The organism is Bradyrhizobium canariense (genome assembly GCF_900105125.1).
Classification (GTDB): domain Bacteria; phylum Pseudomonadota; class Alphaproteobacteria; order Rhizobiales; family Xanthobacteraceae; genus Bradyrhizobium; species Bradyrhizobium canariense_A.
The window spans coordinates 178,034-191,476 of record NZ_LT629750.1; the positions used below are offsets into that span (position 1 = coordinate 178,034).

At 64.2% G+C, this 13,443-nt stretch carries 13 protein-coding genes; 8 read left to right on the forward strand and 5 right to left on the reverse strand.

Annotated features, from left to right (window positions below):
- Positions 1–172 precede the first annotated feature (172 nt).
- On the reverse strand, positions 173–418 hold the full coding sequence (locus BLV09_RS00765; protein ID WP_100387003.1) for an Lrp/AsnC ligand binding domain-containing protein: 246 nt from the start codon (positions 416–418) through the stop codon (positions 173–175).
- Between the two features lie 242 nt (positions 419–660).
- Here BLV09_RS00765 and thiD point away from each other — a divergent pair, with 242 nt between their 5' ends.
- The 4 genes from thiD to BLV09_RS00785 all read left to right on the forward strand — a co-directional run bounded on the left by thiD (position 661) and on the right by BLV09_RS00785 (position 4,631).
- Entirely contained in the window at positions 661–1,461 is an 801-nt protein-coding gene (thiD, locus tag BLV09_RS00770; protein ID WP_146685977.1) for a bifunctional hydroxymethylpyrimidine kinase/phosphomethylpyrimidine kinase, read from the forward strand.
- 271 nt (positions 1,462–1,732) lie between these two features.
- Entirely contained in the window at positions 1,733–2,545 is an 813-nt protein-coding gene (locus BLV09_RS00775) for a UDP-2,3-diacylglucosamine diphosphatase (RefSeq protein ID WP_100382833.1), read from the forward strand.
- Positions 2,545–3,600, forward strand: coding sequence for a glycosyltransferase family 4 protein (locus tag BLV09_RS00780; RefSeq protein WP_146685978.1), 1,056 nt, complete (start codon positions 2,545–2,547; stop codon positions 3,598–3,600). Before BLV09_RS00775 ends, BLV09_RS00780 begins: the two co-directional genes overlap by 1 nt.
- Positions 3,601–3,641: 41 nt before the next feature.
- Positions 3,642–4,631 (forward strand): threonine/serine dehydratase, encoded by a 990-nt coding sequence (locus BLV09_RS00785; RefSeq protein WP_146685979.1) that lies wholly within the window; start codon positions 3,642–3,644, stop codon positions 4,629–4,631.
- Between the two features lie 16 nt (positions 4,632–4,647).
- Here the strand turns inward: BLV09_RS00785 and BLV09_RS00790 are convergent, their stop codons facing one another.
- Positions 4,648–5,889 carry a hypothetical protein gene (locus BLV09_RS00790; protein ID WP_146685980.1) on the reverse strand — a complete coding sequence of 414 codons (1,242 nt, stop codon included), beginning with the start codon at positions 5,887–5,889 and terminating at the stop codon, positions 4,648–4,650.
- Between the two features lie 76 nt (positions 5,890–5,965).
- On the opposite strand from BLV09_RS00790, the gene BLV09_RS00795 reads away from it, so the two are divergent.
- Positions 5,966–7,165, forward strand: coding sequence for an MFS transporter (locus BLV09_RS00795; RefSeq protein WP_146685981.1), 1,200 nt, complete (start codon positions 5,966–5,968; stop codon positions 7,163–7,165).
- Here BLV09_RS00795 and dgcA read toward each other — a convergent pair.
- Positions 7,135–8,130, reverse strand: a complete 996-nt coding sequence (dgcA, locus tag BLV09_RS00800) for an N-acetyl-D-Glu racemase DgcA (RefSeq protein WP_146685982.1) — start codon at positions 8,128–8,130, stop codon at positions 7,135–7,137. The two genes, BLV09_RS00795 and dgcA, sit on opposite strands and share 31 nt — an antisense overlap.
- Positions 8,131–8,269: 139 nt before the next feature.
- On the opposite strand from dgcA, the gene BLV09_RS00805 reads away from it, so the two are divergent.
- From BLV09_RS00805 to BLV09_RS00815, 3 genes are read left to right on the forward strand one after another with little or no spacing between them, the layout of a single operon-like run.
- Positions 8,270–9,403 (forward strand): ABC transporter permease, encoded by a 1,134-nt coding sequence (locus BLV09_RS00805; protein WP_167559043.1) that lies wholly within the window; start codon positions 8,270–8,272, stop codon positions 9,401–9,403.
- A 2-nt stretch (positions 9,404–9,405) separates the two neighbouring features.
- Complete coding sequence (locus BLV09_RS00810) at positions 9,406–10,179, forward strand: ABC transporter ATP-binding protein (protein WP_100382827.1); 774 nt, start codon at positions 9,406–9,408, stop codon at positions 10,177–10,179.
- A gap of 40 nt (positions 10,180–10,219) precedes the next feature.
- Positions 10,220–11,089, forward strand: coding sequence for an MlaD family protein (locus tag BLV09_RS00815; RefSeq protein ID WP_146685983.1), 870 nt, complete (start codon positions 10,220–10,222; stop codon positions 11,087–11,089).
- A gap of 893 nt (positions 11,090–11,982) precedes the next feature.
- Here the strand turns inward: BLV09_RS00815 and BLV09_RS00820 are convergent.
- Together BLV09_RS00820 and BLV09_RS00825 are read right to left on the reverse strand one after the other, a co-directional pair.
- On the reverse strand, positions 11,983–12,705 hold the full coding sequence (locus tag BLV09_RS00820) for a siderophore-interacting protein (protein WP_146685984.1): 723 nt from the start codon (positions 12,703–12,705) through the stop codon (positions 11,983–11,985).
- On the reverse strand, positions 12,705–13,400 hold the full coding sequence (locus tag BLV09_RS00825) for an O-methyltransferase (protein ID WP_146685985.1): 696 nt from the start codon (positions 13,398–13,400) through the stop codon (positions 12,705–12,707). Before BLV09_RS00825 ends, BLV09_RS00820 begins: the two co-directional genes overlap by 1 nt.
- Positions 13,401–13,443: the final 43 nt, after the last annotated feature.

The following is a 13,443-nucleotide window of genomic DNA, read 5'->3' on the forward strand; positions in this document are numbered from 1 at the left end:
GTCCGAAACACGATGGCTTGCCCGTCGAATGGTTCACAAGATCAGGTCCCAACCGCGCGATAGCTGGAGCCAGTCTGTCCAGGCCAACGCCGTCAAGTCGCGAGCATCTTCCCGTGGGCGTTCTCGAACGTCGCCTGGAAGCGGCTTTGACGGCGGCTGTTCGCCGATGGGCCTAACCGGTGCCGAACGCCTTGAACGTAATGATGGTGTGGGTGTCCTGGATGCCCGGAATCACTTGCACCTTCTCGTTGATGAAATGCCCGATATCGGTGTCATTCTCGACGTAGAACTTCACCAGCAGGTCGTAATCGCCCGCGGTGGAATAGATCTCGGAGGCGATTTCGGCCTCCGCAAGCGCGTTGGCAACGGCATAGGACTGGCCTAGCTTGCATTTGAACTGGACAAAAAAGGGTACCATTGCTGTCGTCTCCGAAAACGCGTTTTGCGTCACTATAGCGTTTTCGAGCGAAGTGGATACCGGTTCGCGTGAGGAAAACGCGTCAAACGAAAGTCAGAGGCCCGGTCCTGCTTCAATCAGAAGGAGCGGGCCCTGAAGCAAAAAACCGCACCGCGCGGCAAGCGAACTTGCTGAGAATGGAACGCCGCGCTAGGACACATTATGGGCTTTGAGAGGCCGCTAAAACTCCTGCGGGCAGATTGATGGCTATTCCGATCGCGCTGACGATCGCCGGCTCGGATTCCTCTGGTGGCGCCGGCATTCAGGCGGACCTGAAAACGTTTGCCGCGCTCGGCGTCTATGGCGCGTCCGTGATCACGGCCCTGACCGCGCAGAACACGACCGGCGTGAGCGGGATTCATCAAGTGCCGCCGGATTTCATAACCGCGCAAATCGATGCCGTGTTCAGCGATCTCGACGTCAAGGCCGTCAAGATTGGGATGGTGGCGCAAGGTGCTGCGATCGACGCCATTGCCGCAGGCTTGACGCGGTGGTCGCCCGGGCACCTCGTGCTCGATCCGGTGATGGTGGCCACATCGGGCGATCATCTGCTGGCGGCCGATGCCGTCGACGCGTTGCGGACCAAGCTCATTCCGCGCGCGGTACTCATCACGCCAAATCTGCCGGAAGCGGCCGCGCTGCTGGAAGAACCGGTCGCAGCGAGCGAGACGGCGATCGCGAGCCAGGGCAAGCGGCTGCTTGCGATGGGGTGTGGCGCGGTGCTGATCAAGGGCGGTCACGGGCAGGGCGCCGAGAGCATCGATTATCTCTTCGGCAGTCACGGCACCATGGCGCTGGCAGCGCCTCGCGTCGCGACCGGGAACACCCACGGCACGGGGTGCTCGCTGTCTTCCGCCATCGCGGCAGGGCTTGCGAAGGGCCTGGATCTGGAAACCGCGGTGCGACGTGCCAAGACCTGGATCAGCGCGGCGATCGCTGAGGCCGATCGTCTTGGCGTCGGTCGTGGCCATGGACCGGTCCATCATTTTCACGGGTTTTATTGAGGCCGCGCCGAGCGTTTTCCCGGCTTTCGCGGCAACGATGGCCGCATCTTCCAATGCTGTCGCTTGGTTGTCGCAGAGCACTGTTATCGCGGCTTAAGCAAACAGACGTCCGATTCGGTTCGGGCATATCGGTGGTGGATGGACCCCGGCCTGTGGAACGTCGCAAGGCTGCGCCGTTCGGGATTTACGCGCTGGTCGGCCTTGAATGGCTGGTTCCGTCCGCAGCGTGACGCGTCATCGCGCTGTCACGGGATCGTGGTAGGGGCGGCATATGGGAAGTGACTCGATAGGTGAGGAAAGCCCGGAACGGCGCTTTCGCACTTTGTTTATCTCCGATGTCCATCTCGGAGCGCGCGGTTCGCAGGCCGAACGATTGCTGGACTTCCTCCGAACCCATGATGCCGACACCATCTATCTGGTCGGCGATATCGTCGATGGCTGGGCGCTGAAGTCCAGCTGGCACTGGCCGCAATCGCACAACGACTTCGTGCAGAAGATGCTGCGCAAGGCGCGCAAGGGCGCCAAGGTCGTTTACGTGCCCGGCAACCATGATGAGTTCCTGCGGAACTATTACGGCACGCATTTCGGCGGCATCGACGTCGTGGAAAACATCGTCCATGAAGGCGCCGACGGCAAACGCTATCTGGTGATTCACGGCGATATCTTCGATCTCGTGGTGCAGAACGCGCGCTGGCTCGCCCATCTTGGCGACACCGCCTATGATCTCGCCATCCGGATCAATCGCTTCGTCAACATGTTCCGGCGATGGTTCGGCGCGCCCTATTGGTCGCTGTCGCAATGGGCCAAGCTGAAGGTGAAGAACGCCGTGAACTACATCGGTGCCTTCGAGCAGACGCTGGCCGCCGAAGCGCGGCGTCACGGTGCGGACGGTGTCATCTGCGGCCACATCCACTACGCCACCATCCGCGACGAGCATGGCATCCGCTATATGAATTGCGGCGACTGGGTGGAAAGCTGCACCGCGCTGGTCGAGCACGAAGACGGCCGTTTTGAAATCATCACCTGGACCGAACCGCTGCGTAAGGTGGCGCCGGTCGCCTCGATGACGGCGCGCGCTGCCTGATGCGGATTCTGGTCGCGACCGATGCGTGGCACCCTCAGGTCAACGGGGTGGTTCGCACGCTGACCATGATGGCGGAAGCGGCAAAAGCATTCGGGGTCGAGATCAGTTTTCTCACGCCGCAATCGTTTCCTACTTTTGCGATGCCGAGCTATCCCGATCTGCGCCTGGCGTTGCCGGGTCCAACCAAGACAGCGCAACTGATCGAAGCGGCACAGCCCGACGCCATTCACATCACGACTGAAGGCCCGATCGGGTTTCTGGTGCGGCGTTATTGCCGTCAACGCAAATTGCCCTTCACCACCAGTTTCCACACCCGCTTTCCCGAATATGTTTCGGCGCGGCTGCCGATTCCCGAGTCCTGGATCTGGGCGGCGCTGCGCCGGTTCCACGGAGCCAGCCAGGCGGTGATGGCGGCAACGCCGGCGCTCGCAACCGAATTGCGCGTGCGCGGCTTTCGCAACGTGGTGCTATGGCCGCGCGGTGTCGACACCGGGCTTTTTCATCCGCGCAGCGTGGATCTCGGCCTGCCGCGTCCGGTCTTCGTCTGTGTCGGCCGCGTGGCGGTGGAGAAGAATCTCGAGGCGTTTCTCGATCTCGATTTGCCCGGCACCAAACTGGTCGTCGGCGACGGGCCGGCGCGAACGGCGCTGGCGCGGAAATATCCGCAAGCCGTGTTTCTTGGCGCGCGGCAGGGCGAAGAACTGGCGCAGGCCTATGCGGCCGCCGACGTCTTTGTGTTTCCGAGCAAGACCGACACCTTTGGCCTCGTCCTGCTGGAAGCGCTCGCCAGCGGCTTGCCGGTCGCAGCGTTCCCCGTCACCGGTCCCCGCGATGTGATCGGTACGGCGCCGGTGGGCGTTCTGAACAATGATTTGCGTACCGGGTGCCTGTCGGCGCTCTCCATCCCGCGGGAAGCCTGCGTCGCGTTTGCGCAAAAGCACACCTGGGAAGCGTCGGCGCGCGCATTCGTCGATCACAACGCGGCGATGCGTGTTGTCGATGCGACCAGCGATTCGGCCGAATTCGGGGCGAAGCAGCCGCATTTAGTGGCCTGACCGGCTTGCGGCTCAGCCCGGCCCCGCGATAAAAGCCGCGAATGACCGATCAATCGCAAGCTTTGCCCGTTACTTCGCAGGATATCGACGCGGCCGCGCGGGTGATCGCGCCGTTCGCGGTACGGACGCCTTTGCTGTCACCGCCTGTTCTCAGCGAACGCGTGGGAGCGCGCGTGTTCCTGAAGCCGGAGCTGTTGCAGCGGACCGGCTCGTTCAAGTTTCGCGGCGCCTTCAACAAGCTGTCGTCGATCCCGTTGAGCGCGCGCGGCGGCGGCGTGGTGGCGTTCTCGTCCGGCAACCATGCCCAGGGCGTGGCGGCGGCGGCGCAGCTTCTGAAGATGCAGGCGACCATCGTGATGCCGGCGGATGCGCCGCTGTCCAAGCGCGAACGCACCAAGGCCTATGGCGCCGAGGTCGTGCTGTACGACCGCGACCGCGAGGATCGCGAAGCCATCGCCCGCGACATTGCCGGCAAACGCGGCGCGACGCTGGTGCCGCCTTATGACGATCCTTTTGTGATCGCGGGCCAGGGCACGGTGGGGCGGGAAATCGCCGAGGACATGGCCGCGCTCGGTTTGACGCCCGATATCGTGGTGGCGCCGGCCTCGGGGGGCGGCCTGGTGGCGGGGATCGCGACGGCGGTGAAGGCGCGTTATCCGCAAGCCCAGCTGATGTCAGCGGAGCCCGACGGTTTTGACGATCATGCGCGTTCGCTGCGCGCGGGCAAACGCGAGCCGCATCGCGCCGAAGGCCGCACCATCTGCGACGCGCTGATGGCGTCTATCCCGGGCGAAATCACCTTCGCCATCAATTCCCGGCTGCTCTCACAGGGCGTCACCGCAACGGACGCGGAAGTAGGGACGGCTGTCGGGTTTGCGTTCCGCGAGCTGAAGCTCGTGGTCGAACCGGGCGGCGCGGTTGGGCTGGCGGCGCTGCTCGCCGGTCACATCGATGCGAAGGCCAAGAACGTCGTCATCGTGCTGTCCGGCGGCAATGTCGATGCGGATCTGTTCGCGAAACTGATCGGCTGAGCGCAGGATCAAGCCGTCACGAGAACAGCGCGATCTTCTCGGCCTGGCTCAAGCGCCGGATCGGCGCCAGCGGATCGGACGCTGAAATGGGCTTGCGCAGGATGCCGCTCGCGACAAGCGTCGATCCGAGCGACGGCTCGTCCGCCGGCTCAGGCGAAGAATCGTACGACGGTTTAGCAAGGCGATCGGCGGCGGAGTCCAAAGAAGGCTGCAGCGGCGGCGGAGCAGGGGACGGCGGCATGACCGGCACCACCGCCATCGCGGCCGGCGGCTCGGGCACCGATACAGCCACTTCAGGTTCAGGAAGCGGCGGATCTGCGCGATGCATTTCCGGCAATGGCGCTTCGGCATCCAGATCGGAAGCATCGGGCGCGGCCATTTCCATCGCGATCATGTCGAGTACCGCCTCGTCATGGGCGTCGGCAGCCATGTCGGCCACTTCTGAAGTCACCACCTCGACGGCGGTATCGGCCATCGCGGCTGGTGCATCTATCGTCTCGGCCGTTACGGCCGCGGTCTCCACGACCTCAACGGTTTCTACGATCGCTTCGGCGGCTGCGCCGGCCGGCGCAGCCTGGGCGCTCTCGGCCACCTCAGTATGGCCGGTTGCGGCTGGGGCTTGCTCCATGGCCGCAGCCGGCATTTCGTCCGAAGTCATCGGCGACGAGACGGAGGAGGGCGGTGGCGCAATATCAGTTGCCGCTTCTGCTGGCGCGCTGTCGCGCCCGTCAAACGCCGCGAGGCTGCTGTCGATCAGATCGAATGCGGCGCTGAGTGCGGTGCCTGGCTCACTCGACGAGATTCGCTCGCAGCTGGCTTCGATGGCGGCGATCTGCGAATCGATCAGGTCGCAAATCCGGCCGTCGGCGCCGATCTCGCGCCATCGCCAGGAAATTTCCTTGATGACCCGCACGCCCTTGTGCACCGGCGCCAGATTTTCCTCCAGCGCAAAATTGTCGAGTGCGGCCGATGCTACGGCTCTGGCATCGTCGAGCGTGGCCTTGATCGTCGCCAAGGCATCCGCGAGCCTGTTGTCGGCGTCCTGTTGTTTCTGCGCGACGATGGACTGTTCGATCCGCGCCACCGCATCGAGCACCATGCGCGTGTCGGCGTTGCGGTTGCGCTTGGCATATTCGCCGAGAAACCAGCGGCCCCGCGCGGTCTCCATGAAGGCTTCGCTGATCGCGTCATAATCTTCCTCGCTCGGCTGGGTTGCGCGAGCGGAAATCGGCGACAGGGCAAATGCTTCGTTGGCCATCTTAAACTCTTCCGCGCAAATCACTGCGCGTTACGCTAACGATCATCATGATCTCAAGCGAATCGCAATTGAATTGATGCCGCCCGAATCACAAATCCCCATCGCATCGCGTGACATGGCCAGGCGATTCGCGGTCTGGCTGCGGTTATTCTACGGCACGACGTTCGGCCTGGGCGGCACTTATTTGCCGTTCTTCCCGGTGTGGTTGAAGGCGGTCGGGATCGATCCGTCGTGGATCGGGATGATCGCCGCCGCACCGCCGGTGACGCGGTTTACGGTGCTGCCGTTCATCACCGGCCTTGCCGAGCGCCGGCAGTCGGTGCGCGGCGCCATGATCGCCACCGCATTCGCGACGGCGGTCGGATTCACCCTGGTCGGAACGCAGCATCAGCCGCTGCTGGTCTTCCTGTTGTTCGCGGTGACGGCCTGCGTGTGGACGCCGATGGTGCCACTGACCGACGCCTATGCGTTGCGCGGCGTGGCGCGCTACGGCCTGAATTACGGGCCACTGCGGCTGTGGGGCTCGGTGGCGTTTATCCTGGGCGCGCTGGCCTGCGGGGTGCTGGTCGATATCATCGCGGCCCGGCATCTGATCTGGGTCATTGCCGGCATGGCGGGGCTGGGCGCCGTGATCGGCCTTGGGCTTCAGCCGCTGGACCAGCCGAAGGCCGCGCCAACACCGCTTCAACCGGCGGGCGCGCTGCTCCGCGATCCCGGCTTTGTGGCGATCATCCTGGCTTCGGCGCTGATCCAGGGCAGCCATGCCGCGTACTACGCTTTCGGCTCCATCACCTGGCAGGCTTCCGGTCTAAGCGGGCTGACCATTGCGGGCTTGTGGGCGCTGGGTGTGATCGCCGAAATCGTGGTGTTCGCGCTGTCGCCGCGATTCACGCTGGCGCCGTCGCTACTGGTGGTGATCGGGGCACTGAGCGGGGTCGTGCGCTGGACGCTGACCGCGCAGGAGCCGCCGATCGCCGTCCTTGCGCTTGTCCAATTGACGCACGGATTGACCTTCGGGCTCACCCAGGTCGGGACCATGAGCCTCCTCGTGTATCGCGTCCCCGGTCACGTGATGGCGCGGGGCCAGGGCTATCTCGCGGCCTGCGGCGGCATCGTCGCGAGCAGCGCATCGATCCTGTCGGGGGCGGTCTATGCCCGCTACGGGCAGGGCGTTTATTACGTCATGGCCGCGATGGCGTTGTCAGGCGCCATCGTGATGTGGCTGGCGCGGCACAGATTAGCGGATCACCCCCAGAGCGTTGCCTCCGGCGGATAGACCAGGCTGCCGTCGTAGCGCAGGCCGTCCTTGCGGTCGCGCGCCAGCAGCAAGGGACCGTCGAGATCGACAAATTGCGCGTCCTGCGCCAGCAGCATCGCCGGCGCCATCGCCAGCGATGTGGCGACCATACACCCGATCATCAGTTCGAATCCAAGCGCACGCGCGGCGTCCGCCATCGCCATCGCCTCCGTGAGGCCACCTGTCTTGTCGAGCTTGATGTTGATGGCATCGTAGCGCTCGCGCAGTCCGTCGAGCGAAGCGCGATCGTGCACGCTCTCGTCGGCACAGACGGCGAGCGGCCGCTTGATGCGCGCCAGCGCCTCGTCGCGGCCGGCGGGCAGCGGCTGTTCGACCAGCGTGACGCCGACTTCACCGCATTCGGCGAGGTTTTGCTCGAGATTCTCAGGGGTCCAGGCCTCATTGGCGTCGACGATCAGTTCTGATTCGGGCGCAGCCTTGCGCACCGCGGCGATTCGCGCCCCATCGCCGTCGCCGCCGAGCTTGATCTTGAGCAGCGGCCGGTGCGCGGCCTTGGCGGTCGCAGCCGCCATCGCCTCCGGCGTTCCCAATGAGATGGTGTAGGCCGTGGTGCAGGCCCGGGGCGAGGGGCGTCCGAGCATGTCCCAGGCGCGCAAGCCCTTGGTCTTGGCCTCCAGGTCCATGAGCGCGCAATCCAGCGCATTGCGGGCGGCGCCTGCCGGCATCGCGGCTTGCAAGGCCTGCCGGTCGAGGCCTCGCCGCAACAGCTCCCGCATCGGCTTCAGCGCCGCCAGTGTGGCTTCCGGCGTCTCGCCATAGCGGGGATAGGGAACGCATTCGCCACGCCCGGTCAGGCCGCCGCAGCTTACTTCCGCCACAACCGTCACGGCTTCTGTCTTGGCGCCACGGCTGATGGTGAAGGTGCCGGCGATGGGCCAGCGTTCGATTCGGGCAGAAAGCTTTAGGGATTGGCTGGAAGTCATTTTAAGGTCTGGCAATTTCTGAACCGTATGCTTGCCCGGTGCAACCAAGTATGGCTGGTTATGGGCCGCTTCGACAAGGCAGCGGCGTGTGGGAACCTTCCTCTTCATGAATAGCGGAGAATCGGCACTGGAGCAGCGCGTGAGCGGCGACCCGACATTGGAGCGGATCGCGCAAGGCAATGGACTTGCGCTGTGCGCCGCGGGGCCGTGGATCGCTTCCTTTGCCCCGGTGCTGGAGCAGATCGTCGCCGAGGCTGAAAAGCTCGGGGGCAGCCGGCCCGACATCTTCATCGATGTGTCTGGGGTTTCCAGGCTCGACACCTTCGGGGCCTGGCTGATCGAGCGGCTTCGCCGCAGCCTGACCCAGGGCAACACCGAGGCGAAGATCGCGGGCCTTTCGGCAAACTATTCCAGCCTGGTCGACGAGGTGCGCCGGGTGAAGGCCGCGCCGGCTGATGTCTCGACATCGGTGAGCATCACCGGGATGCTGGATCAGATCGGCCGCAGCGTGGCCGGCTTCGGCACCACGATCGTGCAATTGATCGACATGCTCGGCGCCGTGCTCGCCGCGACCGGCAGGGTCATGATCCGTCCGACGACCTTCCGACTGACCTCGACCGTGCATCATCTCGAACAGGTCTGCTGGCGCGCGGTGCCGATTGTCGGGCTCATCACCTTCCTGATCGGCTGCATCATCTCCCAGCAGGGCATCTTTCATTTTCGCCGCTTCGGCGCCGACATCTTCGTGGTCGACATGCTCGGCGTGCTGGTGCTGCGCGAGATCGGCGTGCTGCTGGTCGCCATCATGGTGGCGGGCCGCTCGGGCAGCGCCTACACCGCCGAGCTTGGCTCGATGAAGATGCGTGAGGAGATCGATGCGCTTCGCACCATGGGCTTCGATCCGATCGAGGTTTTGGTGCTGCCGCGGCTGCTGGCGCTGATCATCGCGCTGCCGATCCTGGCGTTCCTCGGCGCGATGGCGGCGCTGTATGGCGGCGGGCTGGTGGCATGGCTTTACGGCGGCGTCGATCCCGAAGCGTTCCTGCTCCGGCTGCGCGACGCCATCTCGATCGATCATTTCATCGTCGGAATCGTCAAGGCGCCGGTCATGGCGGCGGTGATCGGGATCGTCGCCTGCGTCGAAGGCCTTGCGGTCGAAGGCAGTGCGGAATCGCTCGGTCAGCACACCACGTCCTCGGTCGTGAAAGGGATCTTCTTCGTCATCGTGATGGACGGCGTGTTCGCGATCTTCTTCGCATCGATCGGAATTTGACGATGGCGGCTGAAATTTCCGACGCCATCATCCGGGTTCGCGACATCACCGTGCAGTTCGGGGCGACGCGCGTGCTCGACGGGCTCAATCTCGACGTCAAGCGCGGGGAAATCCTCGGCTTTGTCGGTCCGTCGGGCGCGGGCAAATCGGTGCTGACGCGCACCATCATCGGCCTGGTGCCGAAGGTGGCCGGGCGCATCGAGGTGTTCGGCATCGATCTCGATGCGGCCGATGCCAAGGCGCGGCGCGGCGTCGAGCGGCGCTGGGGCATCCTGTTCCAGCAGGGCGCGCTGTTTTCCTCGCTGACGGTGCGGCAGAACATCCAGTTCCCGGTGCGCGAATATCTCAACGTCTCGCAACGGCTGCTCGACGAAATCACGGTTGCCAAGCTCGGCATGGTGGGGCTGCGTCCCGAAGTAGCCGATCGTTTCCCCTCCGAGCTCTCCGGCGGCATGATCAAGCGCGTGGCGCTGGCACGCGCGCTGGCGCTCGATCCGGAACTCGTCTTCCTCGACGAGCCGACCTCGGGCCTCGATCCGATCGGCGCCGGCGATTTCGACGAGCTGGTGCGGACCCTGCAGCGTACTTTGGGGCTGACCGTTTTCATGGTAACCCACGATCTCGACAGCCTTTATACCGCTTGTGACCGTATTGCCGTTTTAGGGAACGGTAAGATCATTGCCGCAGGATCGATGGCCGACATGCAGGCCTCGCAGCATCCCTGGTTGAGGGCCTATTTCCACGGCAAGCGCGCCCGCGCTGTGATGAACCAGTGAGTAGTTGGGCTAGCGGATATTCGACACCGGAGTTGGTTTGATGGAAACGCGGGCGAACTTCGTCCTGATCGGATCGTTCACGCTGGCGGTGATCGCCGCGGCGTTCGGCTTCGTGATGTGGTTTCAGAGTCTCCACACCACCAAGGCGCGCACGCCGCTGCGCATCATCTTCGAGGGCCCGGCTTCGGGCTTGCGCAACGGCGGCAGCGTGAATTTCAATGGTATCCGGGTAGGAGAGGTGGTCTCCGTCAAGCTCGATAACCCGCGCCGGGTGGTCGCGCTCGCGATGATCGAGAACAACGCCCCGATCCGCAAGGACACCCAGGTGGGGCTCGAATTCCAGGGCCTGACCGGGGTCGCCGCGATTTCGCTCAAGGGCGGCGAGGAGGCAGCACCTGGCGTCCCGCTCGACGAGGACGGCGTGCCGGTGCTGACCGCCGATCCGAACGGATTGCAGGACGTGACCGAGGCCATCAGGGGAACGCTGCAGAACATCAACCGGGTGGTCGCGGACAACCAGGCAACGGTCAAAAACTCGCTGCATAACCTTGAGACCTTCACGGGATCGCTGGCGCGCAATTCCGAGAAGATCGACGACCTCATGCTGAAGGTCGATGGCGTGATGGCGAAGGCCGACAGCCTGATGCTCGGATTGGATACGCTGGCCGGCGGCAAGGAGGGCGGCGAGCTGTTCCTGACGGTGAAATCGATCCGCGAACTCGCCGAGGATTTCGACAAGCGCTCCGGCGCCTTGATGACCGACGGCCGCAAGACGCTCGGCGATATCAGCCGCGCGGTGAACAATCTCGACCGCAACCCGACGCGCCTGATCTTCGGCCCGGGCAACAGCACGGCCTCGACACCACCGCCCGCGCCGGCGCCCGCCGCGACGGAGAGGAAGCGGCCGTAGAGGCGTCGCAGGGCGCATAGCCAACGGGTCGCGCCAATGCAGCCCATCGTCGCTTTGCTCCTCGCAATGACAGCATCCTTGTTGCAAATACAGATTCGCATTGCCGCGGCGCGGATAGCGTCCGGATTTTTTCAAAACGTTTCGCCCGGAGAGGGCGTGGGGAATGCCGGGTGCCCGCCGCACCCGCAGCCTCGCGTGCAGAAAATAGAAAGCACACGAGTTAGTCTCCGCGAGGTCGCCGGAATCACCCGGCATTCCCGCACGCGATGGTTTTAACGGCTTATTTCGTGCTCTCCCCGGCGATCGGGCTTTGTTGCCGCCGTTGTCTTGCGAATAAAGCGAGTCCGCGCCCGGTCGGGCCGACCTCACCTTCGCAAGACGTGACGCCAGCGTCGAGGCGTCAGGACCACACGACTTCGCCGTCCGCAAGCCTGCGCCGTTCGTCCGCGTGCCGTCGATCGCTCACAGGCTGTTGTGCCCGCCCTGCAAACTCAGTCGCACGCTCCGGCGCCGCCGCGTCCACCGCATCCCGCCCCGCGTCCGTGACGATCGCGATACGCCCCTCGAGTGGGACGAGACGGCGACGGACATGGAGGTGATTTGGCTGGGATGTGAACCAGAATATTTTTGCAAAGGGGACTCGACAGCCCAAATCAGCAGATGGGGCCGTTTCAACACATCACATGATACGGGCTACATCGAGACCGATCATCGCAACACTAGCGGGACCACGGGAAATCAAAAACCCGGATGTCGCTTTGCTCATCCGGGCTACGCTAGCTGCGCTCAACCCACCCCACTGCAAGCGATCGATGTTGCTGCAAATGCGAGTCCACGCTTGTCCACTTTGCGCAAGAGGGGGCACCGGCGAGGCCCGCGCGCGGTTGCGATAATCAGTCAAGGCCCACTTTGCCGGGCGCCCAGTAGGCCTTGGTCGAGATGCGTGGAGTTGTGACTTCCAGCTGTTTGAGGCTCTGTCGCAGCCGTTGGACGGTGCCGGCCTTTCCGGCGAACACGAACGATGCTCCGGTGGCCGCAAGCGATGGAAGGGCCGCCGCCATCTGCTCGACGTGCGCATCATCCGTACGTTTCCCGAACAGAGCGGCGCCCGAAAGATCCATATGCTTCAGCACGTGCCTGCCGGCTTCCATGTCGTCGAGTTCGAAATGAAGCGCGGCGGACCGTGTCGGATGATGAGCGGATAACGCATAGGCGAGACCGATCGAAGTTTCGTCGCCGAAGACAGCGAGCGGTCCGGATGCAGGGCGCACGTCGATCGAGCCCCGCGGGCCAAAGACATCGCACTCGTCGCCGGGTTTGACGTCCCGGACCCAAGCGCTCCCGGGACCGACGCCGTGTGCGTAGCATAGAATGCGGGTGCGTCCGGTCGATGCCTCCCATTCGATCGGCGTGTAGGTCCGTGTGACGAACGGCGCGGCCATGGCGATCTGCACCTTCTGGCCGGGCGCCCAGACCGCGCCTCGAAGCGCTGGGCCCTCAAGCGAGATGAGGCGGAATCGTCCAGCGATCGGTTTGCATGCGAAGACGGTCGCGCGTCGCATGAGTATACGGCGCAGCACGCCGCCGAGCCGTCCCTTAACGCTCTCTGCCGGCATCAGGGGACCCGCACGGTGAATTCGTTGCCGCGACCTTCGTCGACGGCAAGCGGCTGGGAGAGATAGCCGTTGGCGGGATTGCGGACGTAATCGAGATAGTCCGGCGCGAACGCATTCTCCCCGAGGATCGCAGCTCCGGACGCCAACCGCGGCTCGATCAGCTTGAGCACCGGCAAGTAAAGCGACCATGCGCCGTCGATCAGAAGGACATCAACCTCGCCATTAACGTCCTTAAGCGTTTCCAGTGCATCGCCTTCGCGGATCTCCGCCAGATCGGCAAGGCCCGTCGCTTCGAGGTTGGCCCGCGCCCGCGCCACTTTGGTGGGCTCAAGCTCCGAGCCGATCAGCTGGCCGCCGCCATTGTCCCGAAGCGCGGCCGCTAGATAGATCGTCGAGACCCCCATCGACGTACCGAACTCGACGATCCGGGTCGCCCTCCGCGCGCGCGCGATTGCGTAAAGGAACCGGCCATAGGCAGGAGAAACGGCCAGGAAATGATCGGCGTGACCGCGGTAAGTCATTCGGTAGCTCGCCCGTTCCTCGGAGACCAGCTTGGCGGCAGCTTCTTCTAGTGTTTTACCGGAAGCCTCGAACTGGGCTTTGACCTTGGCCATGAAGTCACGGTCCGCTGCTTCGGCGTTCTCATGAAGTTGGTCCAGAAACTGGGCGACGCGTCCATTGCTCAGAGAATTCACGAAACTTCCTTTCCCGATGATGGAGGCCGAGGCAGTCTCGACT